Genomic DNA, 26,162 nt, shown 5'->3' with positions numbered 1-26,162 from the left:
GGCTGGTGGTTTTATAACCACCGGCCTTTTTGCGCTGTAGGGGTTGGGTGATTTTTCCGCTGTTTGAGCACCCAGATTCCTAGCAAAAAACATTTCATTAGCTCTTAATGAAATGTCACTACAATCAAACAGATGTTAGTCACTGTCTCATAACTATTGGAGACAGTTTGGGTCACTTATCAGCGAGCTGAGGAACCCCATGGTTTACTCTTATACCGAGAAAAAGCGCATCCGTAAGGACTTTGGTACTCGTCCACAAGTGTTGGACATTCCATACCTGCTATCGATCCAGCTCGATTCGTTCGAAAAATTCATCGAACAGGATCCTGAAGGTCAATACGGTCTTGAAGCTGCTTTCCGTTCTGTATTTCCAATTCAGAGCTACAACGGCAATTCCGAGCTGCAATACGTTAGCTACCGTCTTGGTGAGCCAGTTTTTGACGTTAAAGAATGTCAAATCCGCGGCGTAACTTATTCAAAACCACTACGCGTTAAACTACGCCTAGTTATCTTTGATAAAGACGCGCCAGCAGGTACTGTAAAAGACATTAAAGAACAAGAAGTCTACATGGGCGAAATTCCGCTTATGACAGACAATGGTACCTTCGTAATCAATGGTACCGAGAGGGTTATCGTATCCCAGCTGCACAGAAGCCCAGGTGTATTCTTCGACAGCGATAAGGGTAAGACCCACTCTTCAGGTAAAGTTCTATACAATGCACGCGTAATTCCTTACCGTGGTTCATGGCTTGATTTCGAGTTTGATCCTAAGGATAACCTATACGTACGTATTGACCGCCGTCGTAAGCTACCAGCATCTATCATTCTTCGCGCACTAGGTAAGACGACAGAAGAGATCCTGGACATCTTCTTTGAGAAGGTGAACTTCGAAGTGAAAGATCAAACTCTATTAATGGAGCTTGTTCCTGATCGTCTACGTGGTGAAACTGCGTCATTCGATATTGAAGCAAACGGCAAAACTTACGTTGAAACTGGTCGTCGTGTAACTGCACGCCACATCCGTCAGCTTGAAAAAGATGGCGTTGAGCACATCGAAGTACCTGTCGAGTACATCGTAGGCAAAGTTGCATCGAAAGATTACATCAACGAAGCGACTGGCGAGATCATTGTTGGTGCAAACCAAGAAATCAGCCTAGAAGCTCTAGCTAACCTTTCTCAAGCAGGCCACAAAGCGCTACAGACGTTGTTTACTAACGATCTAGACCACGGTCCGTTCATGTCAGAAACACTACGTATCGACAGCACTGTTGATCGTATTTCTGCATTGGTAGAAATCTACCGCATGATGCGCCCTGGTGAGCCGCCAACGAAAGAAGCTGCTGAAGCACTATTCGAAAGCCTATTCTTCTCAGAAGAGCGTTACGATCTATCGACTGTTGGTCGTATGAAGTTCAACAGCTCTATCGAACGTGAAGATGCTCAAGAGCAAGGCACACTTGACGAAACTGATATCGTTGAAGTGATGAAGAAGCTTATCGCTATCCGTAACGGCATCGGTGAAGTGGACGATATCGACCACCTAGGTAACCGTCGTATCCGTTCTGTTGGCGAAATGGCAGAAAACCAATTCCGCGTTGGTCTAGTACGTGTTGAACGTGCTGTTAAAGAGCGTCTAAGCCTTGGTGATCTTGATGCAATCATGCCTCAAGACCTAATCAACGCTAAGCCTATCTCTGCTGCGGTTAAAGAATTCTTTGGCTCTTCACAGCTGTCACAGTTCATGGACCAAAACAACCCTCTATCAGAAGTAACGCACAAGCGTCGTATCTCTGCATTGGGTCCTGGCGGTCTAACTCGTGAACGTGCTGGCTTCGAAGTACGTGACGTACACGTAACTCACTACGGTCGTCTATGTCCTATCGAAACGCCTGAAGGTCCAAACATCGGTCTGATCAACTCTCTATCTGCGTTTGCGCGTTGTAACGAGTACGGTTTCCTAGAGACTCCATACCGTCGCGTAGTAGATGGCGTAGTAACAGACGAAGTAGATTACCTATCTGCTATTCAGGAAGGTCAGTACGTTATCGCTCAGGCGAACACTGTTCTTACTGAACAAGGCACATTCTCTGAAGAGCTAATCACTGCTCGTCAGAAAGGTGAATCTGGCCTACACCCACGCGAACATGTTGACTACATGGACGTTGCAACTAACCAGGTTGTATCTATCGCTGCATCGCTTATCCCGTTCCTAGAACACGATGATGCGAACCGTGCATTGATGGGTGCGAACATGCAACGTCAGGCAGTTCCAACACTTAAAGCTGACAAGCCTCTAGTTGGTACTGGTATCGAGCGTAACATCGCAGTTGACTCTGGTGTTACAGCGGTAGCGAAACGTGGTGGTGTAATCCAGTCTGTAGATGCTTCTCGTATCGTTGTTAAAGTAAACGAAGACGAGCTGATCCCTGGTGAAGCAGGTATCGATATCTACAACCTAACTAAATACACTCGTTCTAACCAAAATACGTGTATCAACCAGCGTCCATGTGTGATGCCGGGTGAACCAGTTGCACGTGGTGACGTTCTTGCTGATGGTCCTTCAACAGACCTTGGTGAGCTAGCTCTTGGTCAGAACATGCGTATCGCATTCATGCCTTGGAACGGTTACAACTTCGAAGACTCGATCTTAGTATCTGAGCGCGTAGTTCAAGAAGACCGTTTCACTACGATCCACATTCAAGAGCTTTCTTGTGTGGCGCGTGATACTAAGCTTGGTGCTGAAGAAATCACAGCTGACATTCCAAACGTAGGTGAGTCTGCTCTGTCTAAACTAGACGAGTCAGGTATCGTTTACATCGGTGCGGAAGTGAAAGGCGGTGATATCCTTGTAGGTAAAGTAACGCCTAAAGGTGAAACTCAGCTAACTCCTGAAGAGAAGCTTCTACGTGCTATCTTCGGTGAAAAAGCGTCAGACGTTAAAGACACGTCTCTACGCGTACCAAACTCTGTTTCAGGTACAATCATCGACGTTCAAGTATTTACTCGTGACGGTGTTGAAAAAGACAAACGTGCACTTGAAATTGAACAGATGCAGCTTAAAGAAGCGAAGAAAGACCTTACTGAAGAATTCCAGATTCTTGAGGGTGGCCTTCTAAACCGTGTTAAAGCTGTGCTTCTAGACGGTGGTTACACTGAAGCGAAACTAGACGCTATCGATCGTAAGAAGTGGCTAGAGCTAACGCTTGAAGATGATGCTCAACAGACTCAGCTTGAACAGCTAGCAGAGCAGTACGACGAGCTACGTGCTGACTTCGATAAGAAGTTTGAAACTAAGCGTCGTAAGATCACACAAGGTGATGATCTAGCACCTGGCGTACTGAAGATCGTTAAGGTTTACCTAGCGGTTAAACGTCGTATCCAGCCTGGTGATAAGATGGCGGGTCGTCACGGTAACAAGGGTGTAATCTCTAAGATCAACCCTGTTGAAGACATGCCTTACGATGAGAAAGGTCAGCCAGTTGACATCGTACTAAACCCACTGGGTGTACCTTCGCGTATGAACATCGGTCAGATCCTAGAAGTACACTTAGGTCTGGCAGCGAAAGGTATCGGTGACAAGATCAACCAGATGGTGAAAGAGCAGCAAGAGCTAGCTAAGTTCCGTGACTTCCTACAGAAAGTTTACGACCTTGGTGATACTCGTCAGAAAGTAGACGTTGCGTCTCTATCTGATGACGAAGTTCGTACGCTGATCAAGAACCTACGTGGTGGTCTACCGATCGCGACTCCAGTATTTGACGGTGCTTCTGAGCAATCAATCAAAGAGCTATTGAAACTAGGTGACCTACCAGAATCTGGTCAGCTAACGCTGTTTGATGGTCGCACAGGTGATGCGTTTGAGCGTCCTGTAACTGTTGGTTACATGTACATGCTGAAACTGAACCACCTTGTTGATGACAAGATGCACGCTCGTTCAACTGGTTCGTACAGCCTAGTAACTCAGCAACCACTTGGTGGTAAAGCTCAGTTCGGTGGTCAGCGTTTCGGTGAGATGGAAGTATGGGCACTAGAAGCATACGGTGCTGCTTACACGCTTCAAGAAATGCTAACAGTTAAGTCGGATGACGTTAACGGCCGTACTAAGATGTACAAGAACATCGTAGATGGCAACCACAGCATGGAACCTGGCATGCCAGAATCGTTCAACGTACTGTTGAAAGAGATTCGCTCGCTAGGTATCAACATCGAGCTAGAAGACGAAGAGTAATCCCTTCTTTCTTAATTGAGAAAAGCGATTATTTGGTAGAAGGTGCTCACTTTTGCGGGTGAGCCCCTTTTAACTCCTTACAGGAGCTGATTGTGAAAGACTTATTAAACTTTCTAAAAGCGCAGCATAAGACCGAAGAATTTGATGCAATCAAAATCGGTCTATCTTCACCGGACATGATCCGTTCATGGTCTTTCGGTGAAGTTAAAAAACCTGAAACGATCAACTATCGTACGTTCAAGCCTGAGCGTGATGGTCTGTTCTGTGCGCGTATTTTTGGTCCAGTAAAAGACTACGAATGTCTTTGTGGTAAATATAAGCGTCTGAAACACCGTGGTGTTATCTGTGAGAAGTGTGGCGTTGAAGTTACACAAACTAAAGTTCGTCGTGACCGTATGGGCCACATCGAGCTTGCTTCACCAGTTGCTCACATCTGGTTCCTAAAATCACTGCCGTCTCGTATCGGTCTACTAATGGATATCCCTCTACGTGATATCGAACGTGTTCTTTACTTCGAAATGTACGTAGTAACTGAACCGGGTATGACTGATCTAGAAAAATCTCAGATGCTAACTGAAGAAGAGTATCTGGATCGCCTAGAAGAGTGGGGTGATGAGTTCACGGCTAAGATGGGTGCAGAAGCGATCAAAGACCTACTTGCGTCTATGGATCTGCCTGCTGAAATCGAAGAAATGCGTGAAGAGCTTCAGTCTACTAACTCAGAGACTAAGCGTAAGAAGATCACTAAGCGTCTGAAGCTAGTTGAAGCGTTCGTTCAATCTGGTAACAACCCAGAGTGGATGATCCTAACTGTGCTTCCGGTACTTCCGCCAGATCTACGTCCTCTAGTACCACTAGATGGCGGTCGCTTCGCGACTTCTGATCTGAACGATCTATACCGTCGCGTAATCAACCGTAACAACCGTTTGAAGCGTCTACTAGAGCTTGCTGCTCCGGACATCATCGTACGTAACGAAAAGCGTATGCTACAAGAGTCTGTTGATGCACTTCTAGATAACGGTCGTCGCGGTCGCGCGATCACGGGTTCGAACAAGCGTCCTCTGAAATCTCTTGCTGATATGATCAAGGGTAAGCAAGGTCGTTTCCGTCAGAACCTTCTAGGTAAGCGTGTAGACTACTCTGGCCGTTCTGTAATCACAGTAGGTCCATACCTCCGTCTGCACCAGTGTGGTCTTCCTAAGAAGATGGCACTTGAGCTATTCAAACCGTTCATCTACAGCAAGCTAGAGACTCGTGGTCTTGCGACGACAATCAAAGCTGCTAAGAAGATGGTAGAGCGCGAAGAAGCGATCGTTTGGGATATCCTAGACGAAGTAATCCGCGAACACCCAGTACTATTGAACCGTGCACCTACACTTCACCGTCTAGGTATCCAGGCGTTCGAACCAGTACTAATCGAAGGTAAAGCAATTCAGTTACACCCACTTGTGTGTGCGGCGTACAACGCGGACTTCGATGGTGACCAAATGGCGGTACACGTGCCTCTAACTCTAGAAGCACAGCTTGAAGCTCGTACTCTGATGATGTCGACAAACAACATTCTGTCGCCAGCGTCAGGTGATCCGATCATCGTACCTTCACAGGACGTTGTATTGGGTCTTTACTACATGACTCGTGACAAGATCAACGTGAAAGGCGAAGGTATGTACCTTGCTAGCCCAGCTGAGGCTGAGAAGGCATACCGTACTAAGACTGCTGAGCTACACGCTCGCGTTAAAGTTCGTATCACTGAGACTGTTAAAGACGAAGATGGCAACAGCACAACTGAGACTAAGATGGTTGATACAACTATCGGTCGTGCAATGCTATGGCAAATCGTGCCAGCAGGTCTTCCATACAGCATCGTTAACCAAAAGCTAGGTAAGAAGCAGATCTCTCACCTACTTAACGAGGCTTACCGTAAGCTAGGTCTAAAAGACACTGTAATCTTCGCTGACCAAATCATGTACACAGGTTTCGCTTACGCGGCACTTTCTGGTGTATCTGTTGGTATCGACGACATGGTTGTTCCAGCAGCTAAGTACACTGAGATCGAAGAAGCGGAAGCAGAAGTTCGCGAAATCCAAGAGCAGTACCAATCTGGTCTTGTAACTGCGGGTGAGCGCTACAACAAAGTGATCGATATTTGGGCATCGACCAACGATCGCGTAGCTAAGTTGATGATGGAAAACCTATCTTCTGAAACTGTTGTTAACCGCGACGGTGAAGAAGAGCAGCAAGAATCATTCAACAGCATCTACATGATGGCCGACTCGGGCGCACGTGGTTCTGCAGCTCAGATTCGTCAGCTTGCAGGTATGCGTGGTCTGATGGCGCGTCCAGATGGTTCGATCATCGAAACGCCGATCACTGCGAACTTTAAAGAAGGTCTAAACGTACTTCAGTACTTTATCTCAACGCACGGTGCTCGTAAGGGTCTTGCGGATACAGCACTGAAAACAGCGAACTCGGGTTACCTAACTCGTCGTCTAGTAGACGTTGCTCAAGACGTTGTTGTACACGAGCATGACTGTGGCACCCATGAAGGTGTTGACATGATGCCGCACATCGAAGGTGGTGACGTTAAAGTTGCACTTTCTGAGCTGGCTCTTGGTCGTGTAGTTGCAGAAGACGTACTGAAGCCAGGTACTGAAGATGTACTGATCCCACGTAACACTCTAATTGATGAGAAGTGGTGTCAGATCATGGAAGAGAACTCAGTTGACCGCATGAAAGTGCGCTCTGTAGTTACCTGTGATGCAGACTTCGGTTGTTGTGCTCAGTGTTACGGTCGTGACCTAGCACGTGGTCACCTAGTGAACCAAGGTGAAGCAGTGGGCGTTATCGCTGCTCAGTCTATCGGTGAGCCGGGTACACAGCTTACGATGCGTACGTTCCACATCGGTGGTGCGGCATCTACTGCAGCAGCAGAGAACAGCATCCAAGCTAAGACGACTGGTACAGTTAAGCTACACAACGCTAAATTCGTTATCAACAAAGATAAGAAGCTTGTAATCACTTCTCGTGCTTCAGAGCTGACTATCATCGACGAATTTGGTCGTACTAAAGAGAAACACAAACTACCTTACGGTTCTCTACTATCTAAAGGCGACAACGACGCAGTTGAAGCTGGTGAAACAGTAGCGAACTGGGAAGCGCACACTATGCCAATCATCACTGAAGTGGCAGGTCGCATCCAGTTTGTGGACATGATCGATGGCGTTACAGTTTCTCGTCAAACAGATGACCTAACAGGTCTATCTTCAAGCGAAGTAACTGAAGCAGCAGCTCGCCCAGCAGCAGGTAAAGATATGCGTCCAGCTATCAAACTTGTTGATGCGCAAGGTAACGACGTAATGATCCCTGGTACTGAAATGCCAGCTCACTACTTCCTACCTGGTAAAGCGATTGTAAACATCGAAGACGGCGCTGAAGTAGGCGTGGGTGATACTCTATCTCGTATCCCTCAGAAATCTGGCGGTAACAAAGATATCACCGGTGGTCTACCACGCGTAGCTGACCTATTCGAAGCTCGTAAGCCGAAAGAGCCTGCGATTCTTGCTGAGCACACAGGTACTGTAAGCTTCGGTAAAGAAACGAAAGGTAAGCGTCGTCTAGTAATCACTCGTGAAGGCGGTGACGCTTACGAAGAGATGATTCCTAAGCATCGTCAGCTTAACGTATTCGAAGGCGAGAAAGTTGAACGTGGTGACGTGATCGCAGATGGTCCAGAGTCTCCACATGACATTCTACGTCTACGTGGTATCCACGCTGTGACTCAATACATCGCGAACGAAGTTCAAGAAGTATACCGTCTACAAGGCGTTAAGATTAACGATAAGCACATCGAAACTATCGTTCGTCAGATGCTACGTAAGTGTACAATCACGCACGCTGGTGACTCTACAGAGTTCCTAGTGGGTGAGCAGGTTGAATACGCGAACGTTAAGATTGCTAACCGTCAGCTAGAAGCTGAAGGCAAAGAGCTAGTTCGTTTCGAGCGTGAGCTACTTGGTATTACTAAGGCATCTCTAGCGACTGAATCGTTCATCTCTGCGGCATCATTCCAGGAAACAACTCGCGTACTAACAGAAGCTGCGGTTTCTGGTAAGCGTGATGAGCTACGTGGTCTGAAAGAAAACGTAATTGTTGGTCGTCTAATCCCAGCAGGTACAGGTTTCGCTTACCACCAAGATCGTCAAGCTAAGCGTGTAGAAGAGCAAGAAGGTCCTTCAGCTGAACAAGCGACTGACAACCTTGCAGCGCTACTAAACGCAGGTTTCTCTGCAGACGAGTAATCGCTAGCTAAGAAATGACAAAAGGCACCTTCGGGTGCCTTTTTTGTTTTTGGAGAGCGGGAGGCGGGAACGGACTTCGTCCTATGGAAAACGGGATCGGGCTTCGCCCTACGAGAACACTGCGTTCCGAGAATCGAGACCGGACTTCGTCCTTCGAGATTTTAGAACGGACTTCGTCCTATGGATCGCTTCGCTGCTAGAGAACTGGATCGGGCTTCGCCCTTGTGGAAAGAGAGTTGACTCCTCATCCACTACAGAGCAACGTTAGTTATCCAGTTATCCAGTTATCCAGTTATCCAGTTATCCAGTTATCCAGTTATCCAGTTATCCAGTTATCCAGTTATCCAGTTATCCAGTTATCCAGTTATCCAGTTATCCAGTTATCCAGTTATCCAGTTATCCAGTTATCCAAAACGCAAAAGGGTCGACGCAAAACGCCAACCCTTCAAGATTCTCTAGCTCTCTAGCTCTCTAGCTTTTATGCCCCAGGCGGAATCGCCAAGCTATCTGCGATAAGTTGAATCAACTGATCTTCCACTTCAAAGCGCACTTCGAGTAGTTCGCCCACTTTTGACATATCTGCTTCAAAGCTGGGTAGCTCATCATCTGCACTAACGCTGACATACTTATCGTTGAACTCAAGCAAAGGTTCTGTGGTTAAGACGATCTTGGCATAGGTCGCGTCGATTTCGTTGTTAGTCTTAAAACCCGTTGCTTGCCATTTCTTCATCACCATATCGTAGATTTTGAAATGGCCTTCAGAAATGTAATCAACTACATGATCGCAGAATGAACTGATCTGTTTTGGGGAAGGAAGTTCGACGACGTTAGAGTGGCCGTTTGCAGGTTGAAGGGAGCCCAGCTGACAATATTCGACAATCAATGATTGTCTTGTTTCGAGCCAGTGGTCGATGACTTCGCTTGAGCCACCCCATTGTTCTTGTGTTTGTTTGAATTTATTCAGCATGACCATATCCTCATGATCGGATCACTTCTCCGGTGATCATTACGCTTTGACTCCCAAAGCACGTACAGAGTACAACCTCTTGTCCTTACTAGAATTTATAGTCTCAAAATTGACTGACTACAAACTCTGGTATGAATTTAGATTGCCAGTAAAATAGACGAACTGCAAGCGAAGAGGTGAGTCAATGTTGAATAAAAGTGACACAAACCGTACGAAGAATGCTTATTGGTGTGTTGTATCAGGAAGTGATATTTGGCTGCAAAACGGCCAGTTGCCTAAGGGAAGTGCTGAGAGTTTAAACTTACCCTATGAGCAGGCAATTGAAGTCGGAAGATGGGAGAATTACCCGCTGATGTGGCTTAATGAAGCGGATGTGTCTGAGGAGCTTGAGCTGACCTCTTTGCGTGATTGTTTGCATTTTCCAGAGCCGCTATTTCTGTTGATGAGTAAGGCAATTCAGTACGGACATATGAGTCAAAGTCTACGCTTTTGCCCTCAGTGTGGTGGTCGAAATCATCTCAATCACAATCAATTAGCCATGCAGTGTGGTGATTGCCGAACCTTACATTATCCGCGTATCTTCCCTTGTATCATTGTGGCTGTGCGTAACAAGCAGCAAATCTTACTAGCGCAACATCCAAGGCATCGTAATGGGATGTACACCGTCATCGCGGGTTTCCTCGAAGTCGGTGAGACTTTAGAGCAGTGCGTTGCTCGTGAGGTCAAGGAAGAAACCGGAATAGCGGTGACCAACATTCGTTACTTTGGCAGTCAGCCTTGGGCATTTCCGTCGAGCATGATGATGGGCTTTGTCGCCGACTATCAATCGGGTGAGCTAAAACCCGATTACAGTGAGCTTAGCGACGCGCGCTGGTTTGGGATCGAAGAGTTGCCGCCCGTTGCTCCAACCGGAACCATTGCTCGACAATTGATTGAATATACGCTGGATGAGATTAAGCTATCTAGCTGAAATATAGATAAAAAAAACCCTCCAGAAGGAGGGGGTAAGTAAGATGTCGTTATGAGATGCCAAGCACTCTGTGCTCGGTTTATAATTGTAGTTTTCGCTAGCAAACAAATTTTTAACACTGATACTTAGTGGGTGCAAATTAAGCACTGATTTAAAAGTTAATAACTTGATCTAGGTTGCAAAGCACACAGCTTTTGCGAGTCAAACAGTGTTAGAATAGCCGCAACAAAAATGAGCCTAAAAATTGGAAAAACGGAATGACTGAATTAAAGAATGACCGCTATCTTCGTGCGCTACTAAAAGAGCCAGTAGATTACACTCCAGTATGGATGATGCGTCAGGCAGGTCGATACCTTCCAGAGTACAAAGCAACTCGCGCAGAAGCGGGTGACTTTATGTCTTTGTGTAAGAATGCAGAGCTAGCATCAGAAGTAACGCTTCAACCTTTGCGCCGTTTTCCTCTTGATGCCGCGATTCTGTTCTCTGATATCCTAACTATTCCTGACGCAATGGGCCTTGAGCTACGTTTTGCAGCAGGTGAAGGTCCTGTATTTGACAAGCCAATTACCTGTAAAGCGGACGTCGAAAAGATCGGTATCCCAGATCCAGAAGGTGAGCTTAAATACGTAATGAACGCAGTACGTCAGATCCGTAAAGATCTTAATGGTGATGTACCGCTAATCGGTTTCTCTGGCAGCCCATGGACGCTGGCTACTTACATGGTTGAAGGTGGTAGCTCTAAAGCTTTCACTAAGATCAAGAAGATGATGTACGCAGAACCACAAACGCTACACCTGCTATTAGATAAACTAGCAGACAGTGTTATCGAGTACTTAAATGCGCAGATTAAAGCGGGTGCTCAATCTGTTATGGTATTCGATACTTGGGGTGGTGTGCTAACTCCGCGTGACTACAACCTATTCTCACTGCAATACATGCACAAAATCGTAGACGGCCTAATCCGTGAAAACGATGGTCGCCGTGTACCCGTGACTTTATTCACTAAGAACGGTGGTATGTGGCTAGAGCAAATCGCAGCAACGGGTTGTGATGCAGTCGGTCTAGACTGGACAATCAACATCCAAGACGCGGTTAAACGTGTGGGCGATAAAGTGGCACTACAAGGTAACATGGATCCATCTATGCTTTACGCTTCTCCAGAGCGTATCCGTGAAGAAGTCTCAAGCATCCTTGAAGGTTTCGGCGACGCAGGCACGGGTCACGTGTTTAACCTGGGTCACGGCATTCACTTAGATGTGCCGCCAGAAAATGCGGGCGTATTTGTAGAAGCGGTACATGAGTTATCCAAGCCGTACCACAAATAATTGAGTAATTTATGAAAAGCGCCTGATACGACCAGGCGCTTTTTTGTTATAGGTTACACTAGCCGCTATACTGCCGTTAGACATATAGAAAGGAATGCGGATAATTCATGAAAACTCGTGACAAGATAGTGCTAGCTGCACTGGAACAATTTAACCAGCATGGTGAGCGTAATATCACAACCAATCATATTGCCGCACATATCGATATTAGTCCGGGTAACCTGTATTACCACTTCCGTAACAAGCAAGAAATCGTGCGCGAGATCTTCGCTTTATACTCTAATGAACTTCTTGAGCGCTTCACGCCTATTCAAGGTCAGCAAGAGAGCTTAGTTCTTCTCAAGCACTATCTGGATTCGATCTTTACTTTGATGTGGAAGTATCGCTTCTTCTACGCTAATTTGCCGGAGATCCTTCAGCGCGACGAACAGCTACATGAAGAATACATCCAGATTCAAGAAAAGCTACAAACCAATCTCATCAATATCATGCAAGCGTTTGTCGACCTTGAGCTTGTGTCTGTGGAAGATAGTGAGATGAAGTCACTGGTGACCACACTGCATATGATTGCTTCAAGTTGGCTAGGCTACCAAGCTGCTATGTCACCGAAAACAAAGATCACCGAGCAGGTTATCCATCAGGGCATGCTGCAAATGATTTCTGTAGTAAAACCGAAAGCCACGACGCAAGGCTTGGAGCAGCTTCAATTATTGGAAGATGGCGTTAAAGCAATTCATGCTTAGTCATAACTAATTGAAATTGTTCAATCAGTGAGAACCCATTAGAGTATCGAGAGATATTTTAATGGGTTTTGTTTTATGCACTTCGATGTATTCAATGGTGATGCCGATGGGATCATCGCTCTGCTTCAACTCCGCTTAGCTGAACCAAAGGTCGCTGCTTTAGTGACAGGTGTTAAGCGCGATATTCAATTGCTAGATAAGCTAGAGGCGAGCCTTGGTGATTCAGTTACGGTTTTGGATATCTCGATGGAAAAGAACAAGTCCGGCCTAGAAAGACTGTTAGCTATGGGTCTAGACGTGTTCTATGCCGATCACCATAAGTCTGGAGATATTCCGCGTAATGCCAATTTAGACGCCCATATCGACCTAGATGCAAATACCTGTACCGCTTTAATCATTGATGAGTTACTGGATGGACGATATCACGCTTGGGCGATCACGGGAGCCTACGGTGACAATCTGATTGCTAAAGCGGATGCTCTGGCTGACAAAGCGGGTTTGAGTGATGATCAAAAACAACAACTCAAAGAGCTAGGGACACTCATCAACTACAATGGTTACGGTTCAGAGTTAGAAGATCTGCATTTCCATCCTGCAGCACTGTTCCAAGAGCTTTTGGCCTATGATGATCCTTTTGCTGTTATAGCTGATCACAACTCTCCATTTTTATTTTTGCGTGAGGCTTATCAGGCAGATATGGATGGTGCACTGGCGATAAAAGCTAAGTATCGCAGCGCTAAGTTATCTGTCTTTGAATTACCCAATCAGGCGTCATCTCGCAGGATCAGTGGTGTTTATGGTAACCACCTGGCAAATAAAGCGCCAAATTCTGCGCATGCTGTATTAACTGAAAACAGTGATGGAACATATACCGTTTCGCTACGTGCGCCGCTGAACAATAAACAAGGGGCAGGGGATATTTGTACTCAGTTTCCAAGTGGTGGTGGACGAGCAGCCGCTGCAGGAATAAATGCACTACCTAAAGAGCAGTTAAGTGCATTTATTGAGGCGGTTGAGCAATACTATCGCGGGTAAAGTCGTATGGATTGGGCGATCAACGCTAATTGAACGCCACATTGGTTGCTACTAGCGGGTTAGCCAGTTCTTAGGGTTCTGAGTTTTACTGTTACGGCGAATTTCAAAGTAGAGTGATGGGCGTGGTTGGCCTCCGGTATCGCCAGCTAAAGCAATACTTTCACCTGCAATGACTTTATCACCTTCCTTCTTAAGTAGGCTCTGGTTAAAGCCATACAAAGTCATGTCACCCTTACCGTGGTCGAGTAAAACCACTAAGCCGTAGCCGCGTAAGTAGTCAGCAAAGACGACAGTTCCTGAATAAACCGCTTTCACTGATTGACCGTAGTTGGCATTAATTACCATACCTTTCCAATTGATCTGCCCGGTTTGGCGAGAGCCATAGTTGTGCAGAATCTTACCTTTGACCGGCCATGGCAGTTTGCCCTTTTGACGAGCTAGACCATCCATAGGGACGGCGTTGCGCTTAGCGGCTTTAGCTATTTCTGCTTTCAGTCGAGTTTCATTGCGTTGCAGCTCAGAGAGGTAAACCTTGTCATTGGAAATGCTCTTACGTATCTGCGAGACAGTCCCTTTACGTTTAGACTGAGTACTTGCCAGTTGATCGCGTTTGTTGGTCTGCTGTTTTAGCAGGTTGGTGATTTGCTGTTTCTCTAGCTTGAGCTGTTCGCGGCTATCATCTAGCTCATCAACCGTTTTCTCCAGTTCGGCAATGGTAGTCGCTCGTTCCTTAGCAAGGTGTTGGAAATACTGGCTAATTCTATCTTCTTCGACACCTTGGTTAAGAATGTTCGAGGAGGTTTTAGCACGTTGAGTGACGTAATAAGTTTGAATGAGCTCAGCCAACTTATCGCTTTGAGCTTTCTTTTGTTGTTCGAGCTGATCGACTTTAGACTCAAGATTACGGATATTTTTATTCGTATTGGCTAAAGAGGCCTTGGATTCTTTGATCTCTTTCTCTAAACGAGTGATCGTGATTTCTTGAGATTTGAGCGATTTTTGCAGTGAGTCGAGTTTCTTTTGTTGGGAAGACAGTGACTGCTTTTGGCGAGAGATCTCACCGCTGACACCTTTTAGCTCGGAGTTGTTTGCTGCATAGCTAGGAGTGATTGAGTAAGAACAAAGCATCAACCCGAGCGTAAGCCAAACCTTGTTGGTAAACAGAGTCTTTAGTGGGGTGCTAGCCATGTTACAAATTTGCCCTAACTATTTGAGAAGCATCCAGTATACCCAAACCTTTTGATCAGAAGAAAGCGCAATGTCAAAACTTGTTACTGAGCCTCTGAAAACAAAAAGCCCGAGCAATGGCTCGGGCTTTGAAATGCGGGAGTAAAAGTTAATTACTTAACTAGAACTTCACCTGTCATCTCTGCTGGAATTTCCAGACCGACTAGAGAAAGCATTGTTGGAGCTAGGTCAGACAGTTTACCGCCTTCTTTGAACTCAACCTCTTTGTCACCAACGTAGATTAGAGGAACTGGTAGGTTAGTGTGAGCAGTGTGCGTGCCACCTGTCTCTGGGTCTACCATCATTTCCGCGTTACCGTGGTCTGCTGTGATCAGCATTTGGCCACCAACTTCTTCGATAGCAGCCGTTACTTTAGCAACACATGCATCAATTGCTTCGATCGCTTGCTCTGCTGCTTCGTAAACGCCAGTGTGACCAACCATATCTGGGTTAGGGTAGTTACAGATGATAGTGTCGTACTTACCAGATTTGATCGCCGCAACCATCTTCTCTGTGAGTTCTTCTGAGCTCATTTCTGGTTGTAGGTCGTAAGTTGCTACTTTTGGAGAAGCAACAAGTTGACGCTCTTCGCCGTCGAATTCGCTCTCAACACCACCGTTGAAGAAGAACGTAACGTGTGCGTATTTCTCTGTTTCAGAGATACGTAGCTGAGTTTGACCTTGCTTAGATAGCCACTCACCGTAAGTGTTCTCTAGAGACGCTGGTGGGAATGCGATTGCTAGTGGGATGTCAGCTGCGTACTGCGTTAGCATTACGAAGTTGATTGCAGGGAATACAGCGCGCTCGAAGCCGTCGAATGCAGGTACGAAAGTACGTGTGATTTGACGAGCACGGTCAGCACGGTAGTTCATAAAGATTACTGCATCGCCATCTGCGATAACTGCGTCTTCTTGACCTTCAGCTTTGATCGCTGTCGCTTTAACGAACTCATCGTTCTCTTCGCGAGCGTAAGCTGCTTCAAGACCAGCCACTGCTGAGTCAAAAGTAAATTCCGCTTTAGCTTGAGTGAGAAGATCGTAAGCAACTTGTACGCGATCCCAGTTGTTATCACGGTCCATTGCGTAGTAGCGACCTACTAGCGATGCCACGCGGCCTTTGCCTAGTTTAGCGAATAGCTCGTCAAAACGTTTTAGTGAGTTTTCTGCGCTGCGCGGTGGCGTGTCACGACCATCTAGGAAGCAGTGTAGGTAAATCTTCTCTGCGCCACGTGCTGCTGCCATTTCAACGGCTGCGTAGATGTGATCTTCGTGAGAGTGTACGCCACCTGGAGACATTAGGCCCATGATGTGTACTGCTTTTTCAGCTTTAACAGCAGAGTCGATTGCTTCAACTAGAGCAGGAGTCTGTGCAAATTCACCGTCAGCGATAGATTTAGTGATGCGAGTTAGGTCTTGGTATACAACGCGGCCTGCACCGATGTTGGTGTGACCTACTTCAGAGTTACCCATTTGACCATCAGGTAGGCCAACATCCATGCCAGAAGCAGAGATTAGAGTGTTTGGTTTGTTAGCAAACAGGCTATCAAGGAATGGAGTTTTTGCGTTCGCGATCGCGTTGCTTGCTGTATCTTCACGGTGTCCGTAACCGTCAAGAATAACTAGAGCCATAGGCTTCTTAGCTGTCATAGTGATGACCTCGTCAAATTTCAAAGTAACTTTGGAAACTAAATTAGCGTAATTTTACTACACTTTTTAACCAAAACTGTAGGTTAAGATCAAATATTGTTTGTGAAATATTGTTGTTATCTTTCACCTTACTTCCAGTGGGTATTTTCCCAACCACTTATACTAGTCCTTATTTTCTCGCGTAAGGCGAAAATTGACAGTGGGAAATACCTATTACTCTAATAGCCTATGCGACCAAAATTCCTGTCCCTACAACGGCAACGATGGCCCCTATCCATGCAAAGCGGTTAGGGCGCTTACCTGAGTAAATCCAAAGTATAGGTAACAACATAATTGGTGTTGTGGAAGACAAGAGTGCCACCATACCAACATTTCCTTGCTGAAGGGCGTATAGGATCAACGTCATTCCGACCGCCATAGCGAGGAAACCATTGACTGCGGTAATGGAGAAAATTCGCAGGTTCATGGGATGTGTGGCTCGCGCAAGTTTGGCGCCAGTGAGGAAAAACAGACAGTGAGCTGCAAACGCTGTCATCATACGCATGGCCGATGCCGCAACAGGATCGATTGCTGTTTGCATAACAGGTTTAGCAATAATGCCACCGAGTGCTTGGCAAAGTGCTGCTAGTAAACCTAAACCGACCCCGACCCAAATACTGCCTTTGATTGACTCAAGTTGATTATTGGCTTGCCCTTTACGACCAAAAAATATCGCGGTTAACACGCCAGAAAAAACCAAAGCTGATCCCAACAATTCGAGAGATGTCATGGTTTCGCTAAATAGGAAGTAACCTAGTACAGCGGAGAAGACGGCGTGGCAAGAAAAGAGTAGACCAGCTTGTCTTGGTCCCATGCGATTGAGGCAGGCGAATAGGGCAGTATCTCCGATGAAGATACCGATCACGCCAGATAGCATCATGGCGGAAATCGCGCTGGTTTCTACGCTGGCCCAACCGCCAGTAATCAGTGCCATACCCCCTAAAATCACAGAGGTGCAGCCCATACGCCAACGACTATAGGCAAAGGTTCCTAAATGTTGCGCGGGAACAACAGAAAGTAGACTGGCTACCGCCCAAAGAAATGCCGCTGCCAATGCCAGCCATTCATATCCCATTGACACGAAATCCTTGTGAATTTGGAAGAGTAATGGCTGACAATATGCATTAAAAAAAGTTTAAATCATAGGTTAAACCTTAAAGCGTCCCACCTCGCGACGCATGGTTTCTGCAGAGTCACGCATGTTATCGGCACTTTCGCTGCTTTGAAGCGCTTGTGAAGCAAGGACATCAGAAGCATCTTTAATCCCCTGCGTATTGCGACTGATATCTTCACTCACAGCTCGTTGCTCTTCGGCTGCACTCGCAATCTGTAGTGCCATATCATTGATTTCAGTAATCGCGTCAGTGATATGACCCAAGCTATCGGCCGCTTGCTGAGCATAGTCGACACTTGTGTCGGCAAGCGACGTGCTGCTCTGCATGCTGTTAACCGCTAACTGAGTATTGTTTTGCAGCGTCTCGATCATATTGCGGATCTCTTCGGTTGAGCCATGGGTACGCTGGCTCAGCACGCGAACCTCATCCGCAACGACCGCAAAACCGCGCCCTTGCTCACCAGCGCGTGCCGCTTCAATCGCTGCATTAAGCGCCAACAGGTTGGTCTGTTCGGCTATCTCTTGAATAGTAGAAAGGATCTGATTAATGCTTTGAGTGTTACTTTCTAACTCAGAGATCACACCCGCGGCAGCCATTACCTGATCTGCTAGGTCAACGATCGCTTGGCGGTTTTTCTGAATCACTTGTTGGCCGTCCTGACAAGCGGTTGATGAAGTTTGAGAAGCGGCAGCTGTGAGCTCTGCATGGCTTGCGACTTCTGCCGCGGTAGCCGACATCTCATGGATGGCTGTCGCTATCTGGTTAACATCATTTTGTTGCGCCTCAACTTGATGAGAAGCCTGTTGTGATAGTTCATTTGCCTGAACAGCTTGGTTGGCGAGCTTTTCACTGTGGTTGATGATGCCGCTGATCATTGCCTGCATTTGACTCAAGAACTGATTGACATGCTCCGCGACTTCACCGATTTCGTCTCGGCGCTTAATCTCGACGCGCTGGGTCAAATCACCTTCACCTTTAGACAGTTGTGAAAGGGATGCTGACAAGTCTTGTAGCGGTTTAAGCAGTTTAGTAATTGTGTAAGTACTGAATGTGGCAATCACTAAATACAGGATGATGGAAGCGAGTGCCGTAAACTGGATTTGTTCAGTGACGGAAGCGAAGGCGAGATCCTTATCGACCACGATACCTAAAGACCAGTCTGTCGTCGGGACATTGGTAACATAGATAAGCTTGTCACCTTGATCCGGCCAACTAATGGTTGATAGGGCTGATTTGCTGACAAGTTCATTGACCATGTTATGGCTTAGAACAGGGTTTAGAACGGTTAAAGGCTGTTGGCTTAGCTTTTCATCCTGATAGGCAACGATGTTGTTGTTACCATCCACTAAGAAGGTAAAGCCATCGTTATCTAACGTGACATTGAGTACTTCACTGATGATGTTAGTGACGGTTAAATCGGCGGCAAGCACCCCTTTTCTTTCACCGGAAAAGGCTTTGGCAAAACTGACAACAATGCTGCCATCAAAATCCTGATAAGGTTCGGTCAGGATTAGCCCAGAGGCTTTCATGGCATCTTGATACCACGGTCGAGTTCTTGGATCGTAATCGGCAGGCCAGTCTTCGGTTTTATCACCGTAGGCAATGGAGCCGTCATCGAAGCCAGCATAAACGGAAAGAAAATCGCCCGCTCGCTTGGTAATTAGCATTTCACGGTCAGAGTTATCTGACTGGACGATGGTTTTCTCGTTAGCAAGCATCATATCGCTGCGTATGGCTAACCAATCACTAATGTAGCGAGTAGTGGCGTGGCTGACATTGGCCATTTCACTATTTAGGGCTGAGGTGGTTTCTTGTTTTAATTGGCTTACCGAGATCCAAGCTTGAACCCCGCTGACCACTGCGATAACGATTGCAATCGCAATCTGCATTTTTAGTTTTATTGTATTTCTCATTGCCTTTCCTTCATTTACGAGACAATAGATTGAGAAAAGCGGAGTGGAGAGACACTGGGAGAAGGTGTTTGCCATGTGGAGAGCATCAACCGAACCTCGTGGCCACTACCGCCGGATAGAAATCTCACATTGAAAGTGAAATGGATGTTCTTGTTATTATTGAACTGATTTTATAATCCAAAGCGACCAATTTGCTTGATCTATGTACAGGAACACCGACTAACTTACCTATTTAGGGCGAATATTGATTGAACTGTGACCTTCAGTCAATAAATATTAAATGCCATACGGTAATTAAGTAAGTAGCAGTGCTCCGGCATAAACAATTGCTAATCCAATCACACCGATAATTAGCCCGGTTTTGGCCATATCTTTGCTCTCGATAAGACCAGTAGAGTAAGCCAGAGAGTTTGGCGGTGTTGATACTGGTAAAATCATGCCAAGCGATGCAGAGAAGGCGACAACGACCAATAATCCTTGCAGTCCACCGACGCTAGCTAAACTCTCCATGGAAGCCCCAATTGCAGCCGCAATTGGCATTAGCAGGTTAGCAGTCGCGGTGTTGGACATGAAGTTTGCCATTAGCCAGCAGACGATCGACAGAGTAAGAACTACGGCAATTGGCGATAGCGATTCGTAATCAATCGCATGAGCCAGGGCGGCTGCCAATCCGGTTTTATCCAAACCAATACCAATCGCAATACCACCGGCGACTAGCCACAGTACATCCCAGTTAATCAGCTTGAGCTCAGCTTTGCCCATAATGCCAGTGAGCGTGAAAACAGCCAGTGGAATAATGGAAACAACATAGGTGTTCATACCATGCAGTTTGGTCGTCATCCACAATAGGATGGTTGAAGCAAACGTGGCGTAAACCACCATAGCACGCCAGTTCTTTTGGAATTGCCCATCTAATTTAAGCTTCATAGTTTGTTGGGAAGAAGGGAACAGCTTTTGCAGCAGGAACCAAGCGATAGTCAGTTGCACAATCACAAAGGGTAATCCCATCATCATCCAGCTTAAGAAATCGATACTGTTCTCGCCAGTGAGGTACTGAAGTGCGATGGCGTTCGGTGGCGTACCGATTGGAGTCGCAATACCGCCTGTGTTGGCGGCGATTGGGATACACAGTACTAAGGCTTTAATGCCAATATCGCCTTTAGGTGCCGAAGCGACAATTGGGCCAAGTAATGCAAGCATCATTACCGTTGTTGCGGTGTTGGACATAAACATTGAGAACACGGCAGTAATCAACATTAAGCCAAGCATGATGAACTTAGGCTGGTGGCCAAAAGGCTTGAGCAGTACGCGCGCTAAGTTGTTATCGAGCTCATACTTAGAGGCTGCGATCGCAAGGGCAAAACCACCCATAAACAGAATAATGATTGGCGAAGAGAAGGCGCTGAAGATGTCTGTGTAGTTCATCAACTCCCCCAAGTCATGTCCTGCAGGAGGGTTGCGGAATAAATGTAGCCCTTTGTCGGAAATCATTACCAGCTCTAAGGCGATGATCAAAATCGAAGTCGCAAACACTGGGACGGGCTCTAGTACCCAAAGTAGGGCTGCGAGAAGAAAGATGGCCAATAGTCGATGCTGAATCAGGGTCAGATCATCAATAGGGATCCAGTCAATAGGCATAAACAGCACACCGATTGGCAGACCAAAACTGATCAATAGTTTAATGATAATTCCCGATTCTACCTTTGGCATACAATCCTTTACCTCAAAAGTATTAGTGAAGCCACAGATTAGTTCACAATGAATTAAAGGTCTTAGACCAAGTCTAGAATTTTGATAAACAGTTGAAATTGTTGAGGGAGGTTTGCTTTGGGTCAAAAAAAGCCCCGCGATTGCGAGGCTTCAGAGTCGAACGTTGGTGATTATTCCGCTGCTTGTTCTGCTTGAGCGGTATGAGCGTAAGGTGTACCCATTACCGTAGGTTGACCATTTTGCATCGTGTCATCAAATTTCACCGCATCTTTGGCGAATAGGTTGATAACCGTTGAGCCTAGCTTAAAGCGACCCATTTCTTCACCCTTCTTAAGGATTACCGCTTTGTCACCTTCAGCTGGGTAGTCCCATTTGTAAACCGTATTGCCGCGTGGTGGGGTTACTGTGCCAGCCCAAACTTGTTCAATGCTACCAACAATTGTTGCGCCAACAAGCACCTGCGCCATTGGTCCAAACTCTGTATCAAAAATACATACCACACGTTCGTTACGTGCGAACAGGTTTGGTACGTTCTCAGCAGTCAGCGGGTTAACTGAGAATAGATCACCTGGTACATAAATCATCTGACGAAGTGTGCCGTCACATGGCATGTGTACTCGGTGGTAATCACGTGGTGAAAGGTACAGTGTCGCGAATTCACCGTCGGCAAACTCTTGAGCTAATTCTGCATCTCCGCCTAGTAGCTCTTGCGCCGTAAAGTCATGGCCTTTTGCCTGAATCAGTTTGCCATCAGTGATAGGACCAAACTGGCTTACACAAGCGTCTGCTGGGTGCGTGATAACAGTGGCTTCTTCGGTGATTGGGCGTGCGCCATCTTTTAGCTCACGAACAAAAAATTCGTTAAACGTCTTAAAGTGTTTAGGATCAGAATGAAGTGCTTCATCCATGTTAACGTTGTATTGCTTAATAAACCACTTTATGATTGCTGTTGTTAGACCGCCAGCTTTCGCTGAAGCTAGCTTACCCACTAAGCGCGTTAAGCCGTGCTGAGGGATCCAATATTGCAGTCCAACTTTAATCTTATCCATTGTGTTCAATTCCAATGCTATTTTGATGATTGACTATATTCTGGGCGCGAGATGTTACTCAAAATGCGCCCAAAAGTCAGCAGTTGCGAGAGTTTGCTTACAAAATTGCGGTTACAAATCCGCTTTTTTGCTACGAGAGTATTGTCGATTGGCTTTGTTTTCCGCCATGCTTTCGAGGATACGGTGATAGTTTTCAAAGCGTATTTCGTTGATCTCACCATCTTCAACGGCCTGACGCAGTACACATCCTGGGTCGTCATTGTGTTTACAATCACGGAACTTACAGCCACCTAGATAAGGTCTAAATTCAACAAAGGCTTTAGTGACTTCTTCGGCTTCCAAGTGCCACAGACCAAACTCACGAACTCCCGGTGAGTCAATTAGGTCGCCCCCTGTTGGGATATGGTAAAGGCGTGATGCGGTGGTTGTGTGTTGGCCTAGGCCGGAGTTTTCTGAGATCTCGCCTTCCTCAACATTAAATTGAGGCATAAGCGCATTAACTAGACTTGATTTACCGACACCAGACTGACCGACGAAAATATTGATGCGATCTTTCAGCTCAGCTTCGAGCTCTGCAATACCTTCACCGGTTTGCTTACTGACAAACAGCACCTTGTAGCCAATGCGCTCGTATTCGTTTAGCCAAGATTTGTATTCAGCTAGTTGCTCTTGTTCAAGAAGATCGATTTTGTTCAATACTAGCAGCGGTGCAATGCTTAAGGTTTCAGAGGCGACCAAGTAGCGATCAATGATATTGAGCGACAATTCAGGTAAAACTGAAGAAACGATGACCATTTGGTCTACGTTCGCAGCGACAGGTTTTAAACCGTCGTAGTAATCAGGGCGTGTTAAGACTGAAGTTCTTGGCTCGACGGCTTCAACCACACCATTGATGCCTTCCATCGACTCTAGGCCAGGGCGCCAAATAACTTTGTCCCCAGAAACCAGAGATTCGATACCGCGACGAAGATTACAGCGCTGGACTTCTCCGCTTTCGAGATCTTCTATATCTGCGTGTTGTCCAAAACGAGTGATAACCAGGCCTGATTTACTCCCTCCAAGCATAGATTCATCCCACTGGATGGCCTCTTCCTGCTTAAGTTTGCGTTTTTGGTTATGGCGTACACGCCTCACCTGACCTTTGGTTAGCTTTTTCTTTTTAGCCACGTTTCTCTACTTCAGTTGATTAATTTATCGGGTGATACCTGTCTGACAGCGAGTATCTCAATCTATCTTGGGTATCGGAATTTGGGTATAGTACCTCTTTTAGCACAAAACCAATAGGCAACGATTTATGTCCTTTAGCGATCAAAATTTAATTTGGATTGATCTTGAGATGACAGGACTGGACCCAGAAACCCACAAAGTTATCGAAATCGCCACCATAGTGACTGATAGTGAATTGAATATTTTAGCTGAAGGACCTGTACTTGCCATTCATCAGCCAGAAGAAGAGCTGGTTAAAATGGATGAGTGGTGCACAACAACGCATACAGGCAGTGGTTTGGTTAAGCGTGTACGCGAAAGTAAAATCGATGAGCAAGAAGCTATTCGTCAAACGATTGAGTTTTTAGAAAAATGGGTACCTAAAGGTAAATCGCCAATTTGTGGTAACAGTGTTGGTCAAGACAGACGTTTCTTGTACAAGCATATGGCCGAGCTTGAGCAGTATTTCCACTACCGCTACATTGATGTGAGTACGTTGAAAGAACTTACTCGTCGTTGGAAGCCTGAAGTACTCGATGGCTTTTCGAAAACAGGCAGTCACCTTGCGTTAGACGATATTCGAGAGTCGATAGCCGAACTTCAGTACTACCGTAAAACGATTTTCTCAATTTAATCGACTTTAATAACGCCAGCGCATTCGCTGGCGTTTTTGTTTATGGCACGGGGAGGAAAGCAAACTGAGCAACACCATGGACTACCTTGGTAATCCCTCGATTTGTTTTGTCTGCAACGATGAGTGCCATCATATCTTGAATCATGACCATCTTAGTGAATCGGCGGTCAAAGCTGATATCACCGCCATCTTCATCGGTATCATTACTGTAAATCAGCGGGTTTCCATACTGGTCTTTGCGATGATAGAGTCGCCACACGAAGATCTCTATGTTTCGCGCACTGTTATATAAAGACTGCTCATCTAATGAATCGATGATAAAGAACTCTTGCTGGTGGTTGTATGAACGGCGCAGCATCTCTGATAGGCCGACGATAGCGGCAAATACTCGGTCTCCCTGAAAGTTCTCATCAAAACTTAGCAATATTGCATCAATTCCAGTGACGCCATTAAGCTCATCAAAAACTAAAGAGGGAAGTTCGATACTCTCTTCAGAACCAAAAATCTGGGTAATGCGACTTTCTATGGTTGCTTGCGGATTCTTATGCAGTTGAATTGGATTGCGGATGTAGAGTTTTCGTGTCAGCTCCATCATCTGTATCTTTAGCTGTCTCGCATGAACATCCATAACAAAATCAACGTCACTTTTGCCGAGGTTACGCATGGGTTTAGGCATAGAGCCACAACCAACAATTAGCGTAGCGACAAATAAGGGTATGAGCGTTCGAAAAACAATCCTTTGCAACGACATGGACACTGAACCTTAACTAGGAGAAATCTTGTAACCATTGGAACGAGGCTTTTATAGCCAATAGTTATATTAAAATTTGCATTCATCAGCGACATTAAGTCACCAAAATGCAGGTCAATATCCCAATTTGAGCATAGGTGAGGTTACTTTTATGTTATTTAACGAAATGCATTTCGTTTAAATTTCAAGCTGTTTTGATGATTGATGTGCGCTTTTCATCCAAACAGGAAAAAAATGGATTTTTTTTGCATGAAGGACTTGCATCACAAAAAAATGCTCTTATAATTCGCAGCCCTGAACGACGGAAACGTTGTTGATGCGACACTAGCTCAGTTGGTAGAGCGCAACCTTGCCAAGGTTGAGGTCACGAGTTCGAACCTCGTGTGTCGCTCCAAATTTAAAGGCTTTCATCATGCCTTAAATGGTGAATACGGACGCGGGGTGGAGCAGCTTGGTAGCTCGTCGGGCTCATAACCCGAAGGTCGTCGGTTCAAATCCGGCCCCCGCAACCAAATGCGACACTAGCTCAGTTGGTAGAGCGCAACCTTGCCAAGGTTGAGGTCACGAGTTCGAACCTCGTGTGTCGCTCCAAATTTGAAGGCTTTCATCATGCCTTAAATGGTGAATACGGACGCGGGGTGGAGCAGCTTGGTAGCTCGTCGGGCTCATAACCCGAAGGTCGTCGGTTCAAATCCGGCCCCCGCAACCAAATTTTTAGGTGTTGTGATTCGCTAGCTCGTCGGGCTCAGCTATTCATAAAACCTCGCGAAGGTCATCGATTTATATCCGGCCTCGCAACCAAAGCGACACTAGCTCAGTTGGTAGAGCGCAACCTTGCCAAGGTTGAGGTCACGAGTTCGAACCTCGTGTGTCGCTCCAAATTTAAAGCTTTCATTGTGCTTAACAATGATTATGGACGCGGGATGGAGCAGCCTGGTAGCTCGTCGGGCTCATAACCCGAAGGTCGTCGGTTCAAATCCGGCTCCCGCAACCAATTCTCTTATGAGAATATGCGACACTAGCTCAGTTGGTAGAGCGCAACCTTGCCAAGGTTGAGGTCACGAGTTCGAACCTCGTGTGTCGCTCCAAATTTAAAGCTGTCATCGTGCTTAACGGTGAAACAATACGGACGCGGGGTGGAGCAGCTTGGTAGCTCGTCGGGCTCATAACCCGAAGGTCGTCGGTTCAAATCCGGCCCCCGCAACCAAATGCGACACTAGCTCAGTTGGTAGAGCGCAACCTTGCCAAGGTTGAGGTCACGAGTTCGAACCTCGTGTGTCGCTCCAATTTGATAGCCTTCATCGTG

At 46.3% G+C, this 26,162-nt stretch carries 16 protein-coding genes and 9 tRNA genes; 16 read left to right on the top strand and 9 right to left on the bottom strand.

Going from position 1 to position 26,162, the window contains the following annotated elements:
* Positions 1-199 precede the first annotated feature (199 nt).
* Together rpoB and rpoC are read left to right on the top strand one after the other, a co-directional pair.
* Complete coding sequence (gene rpoB / locus IX91_RS13690) at positions 200-4,228, top strand: DNA-directed RNA polymerase subunit beta (RefSeq protein ID WP_004747613.1); 4,029 nt, start codon at positions 200-202, stop codon at positions 4,226-4,228.
* A gap of 92 nt (positions 4,229-4,320) precedes the next feature.
* Positions 4,321-8,526 carry a DNA-directed RNA polymerase subunit beta' gene (rpoC, locus tag IX91_RS13685; RefSeq protein ID WP_004747615.1) on the top strand — a complete coding sequence of 1,402 codons (4,206 nt, stop codon included), beginning with the start codon at positions 4,321-4,323 and terminating at the stop codon, positions 8,524-8,526.
* A gap of 478 nt (positions 8,527-9,004) precedes the next feature.
* Here rpoC and IX91_RS13680 read toward each other — a convergent pair whose 3' ends face one another.
* Positions 9,005-9,499, bottom strand: a complete 495-nt coding sequence (locus tag IX91_RS13680; protein ID WP_004747616.1) for an Rsd/AlgQ family anti-sigma factor — start codon at positions 9,497-9,499, stop codon at positions 9,005-9,007.
* A gap of 178 nt (positions 9,500-9,677) precedes the next feature.
* On the opposite strand from IX91_RS13680, the gene nudC reads away from it, so the two are divergent.
* The 4 genes from nudC to IX91_RS13660 all read left to right on the top strand — a co-directional run bounded on the left by nudC (position 9,678) and on the right by IX91_RS13660 (position 13,566).
* Positions 9,678-10,463: an NAD(+) diphosphatase gene (gene nudC, locus IX91_RS13675; protein WP_004747618.1), complete on the top strand. Its 786-nt coding sequence runs from the start codon at positions 9,678-9,680 to the stop codon at positions 10,461-10,463.
* A 257-nt stretch (positions 10,464-10,720) separates the two neighbouring features.
* Positions 10,721-11,788, top strand: a complete 1,068-nt coding sequence (gene hemE / locus IX91_RS13670; RefSeq protein ID WP_004747619.1) for a uroporphyrinogen decarboxylase — start codon at positions 10,721-10,723, stop codon at positions 11,786-11,788.
* 107 nt (positions 11,789-11,895) lie between these two features.
* Positions 11,896-12,531, top strand: a complete 636-nt coding sequence (locus IX91_RS13665) for a TetR/AcrR family transcriptional regulator (RefSeq protein WP_004747621.1) — start codon at positions 11,896-11,898, stop codon at positions 12,529-12,531.
* Positions 12,532-12,606: 75 nt separating this feature from the next.
* Positions 12,607-13,566 carry a DHHA1 domain-containing protein gene (locus IX91_RS13660; RefSeq protein ID WP_004747623.1) on the top strand — a complete coding sequence of 320 codons (960 nt, stop codon included), beginning with the start codon at positions 12,607-12,609 and terminating at the stop codon, positions 13,564-13,566.
* A gap of 51 nt (positions 13,567-13,617) precedes the next feature.
* Here the strand turns inward: IX91_RS13660 and IX91_RS13655 are convergent, their stop codons facing one another.
* From IX91_RS13655 to rsgA, 7 genes are all read right to left on the bottom strand, one after another.
* Entirely contained in the window at positions 13,618-14,754 is a 1,137-nt protein-coding gene (locus IX91_RS13655; RefSeq protein WP_004747625.1) for a murein hydrolase activator EnvC family protein, read from the bottom strand.
* A 152-nt stretch (positions 14,755-14,906) separates the two neighbouring features.
* A complete protein-coding gene (gene gpmM / locus IX91_RS13650; RefSeq protein ID WP_004747627.1) occupies positions 14,907-16,439 on the bottom strand; it encodes a 2,3-bisphosphoglycerate-independent phosphoglycerate mutase in 1,533 nt (510 codons plus the stop codon).
* A gap of 226 nt (positions 16,440-16,665) precedes the next feature.
* Positions 16,666-17,553: a DMT family transporter gene (locus tag IX91_RS13645; RefSeq protein ID WP_004747628.1), complete on the bottom strand. Its 888-nt coding sequence runs from the start codon at positions 17,551-17,553 to the stop codon at positions 16,666-16,668.
* Between the two features lie 72 nt (positions 17,554-17,625).
* Positions 17,626-19,506, bottom strand: a complete 1,881-nt coding sequence (locus IX91_RS13640; protein WP_004747630.1) for a methyl-accepting chemotaxis protein — start codon at positions 19,504-19,506, stop codon at positions 17,626-17,628.
* Positions 19,507-19,800: 294 nt separating this feature from the next.
* Positions 19,801-21,216, bottom strand: coding sequence for an SLC13 family permease (locus IX91_RS13635; RefSeq protein WP_004747631.1), 1,416 nt, complete (start codon positions 21,214-21,216; stop codon positions 19,801-19,803).
* A gap of 170 nt (positions 21,217-21,386) precedes the next feature.
* Entirely contained in the window at positions 21,387-22,265 is an 879-nt protein-coding gene (gene asd / locus IX91_RS13630) for an archaetidylserine decarboxylase (RefSeq protein ID WP_004747632.1), read from the bottom strand.
* A gap of 111 nt (positions 22,266-22,376) precedes the next feature.
* Positions 22,377-23,432 (bottom strand): small ribosomal subunit biogenesis GTPase RsgA, encoded by a 1,056-nt coding sequence (gene rsgA, locus IX91_RS13625; protein WP_004747633.1) that lies wholly within the window; start codon positions 23,430-23,432, stop codon positions 22,377-22,379.
* Between the two features lie 127 nt (positions 23,433-23,559).
* Here rsgA and orn point away from each other — a divergent pair, with 127 nt between their 5' ends.
* On the top strand, positions 23,560-24,105 hold the full coding sequence (gene orn, locus IX91_RS13620) for an oligoribonuclease (protein ID WP_004747635.1): 546 nt from the start codon (positions 23,560-23,562) through the stop codon (positions 24,103-24,105).
* A 40-nt stretch (positions 24,106-24,145) separates the two neighbouring features.
* Here orn and IX91_RS13615 read toward each other — a convergent pair whose 3' ends face one another.
* Positions 24,146-24,856 carry a hypothetical protein gene (locus IX91_RS13615; protein ID WP_004747637.1) on the bottom strand — a complete coding sequence of 237 codons (711 nt, stop codon included), beginning with the start codon at positions 24,854-24,856 and terminating at the stop codon, positions 24,146-24,148.
* A 318-nt stretch (positions 24,857-25,174) separates the two neighbouring features.
* Between IX91_RS13615 and IX91_RS13610 the strand changes: the two genes are divergently transcribed.
* From IX91_RS13610 to IX91_RS13570, 9 genes are all read left to right on the top strand, one after another.
* Positions 25,175-25,250 (top strand) — tRNA-Gly (locus IX91_RS13610).
* 41 nt (positions 25,251-25,291) lie between these two features.
* Positions 25,292-25,368 (top strand) — tRNA-Met (locus IX91_RS13605).
* A gap of 3 nt (positions 25,369-25,371) precedes the next feature.
* Positions 25,372-25,447 (top strand) — tRNA-Gly (locus IX91_RS13600).
* Positions 25,448-25,488: 41 nt separating this feature from the next.
* Positions 25,489-25,565: transfer RNA gene (locus tag IX91_RS13595), tRNA-Met, on the top strand.
* 94 nt (positions 25,566-25,659) lie between these two features.
* Positions 25,660-25,735: transfer RNA gene (locus tag IX91_RS13590), tRNA-Gly, on the top strand.
* A 38-nt stretch (positions 25,736-25,773) separates the two neighbouring features.
* Positions 25,774-25,850 (top strand) — tRNA-Met (locus IX91_RS13585).
* 18 nt (positions 25,851-25,868) lie between these two features.
* A tRNA-Gly gene (locus IX91_RS13580) sits at positions 25,869-25,944 on the top strand.
* Between the two features lie 42 nt (positions 25,945-25,986).
* Positions 25,987-26,063: transfer RNA gene (locus IX91_RS13575), tRNA-Met, on the top strand.
* Between the two features lie 3 nt (positions 26,064-26,066).
* A tRNA-Gly gene (locus IX91_RS13570) sits at positions 26,067-26,142 on the top strand.
* Positions 26,143-26,162 lie beyond the last annotated feature (20 nt).

It is taken from the genome of Vibrio tubiashii ATCC 19109 (assembly GCF_000772105.1).
Classification (GTDB): domain Bacteria; phylum Pseudomonadota; class Gammaproteobacteria; order Enterobacterales; family Vibrionaceae; genus Vibrio; species Vibrio tubiashii.
Note: the sequence above shows the minus strand (reverse complement) of the source record. Positions and strands in the feature narration are given on the sequence as shown.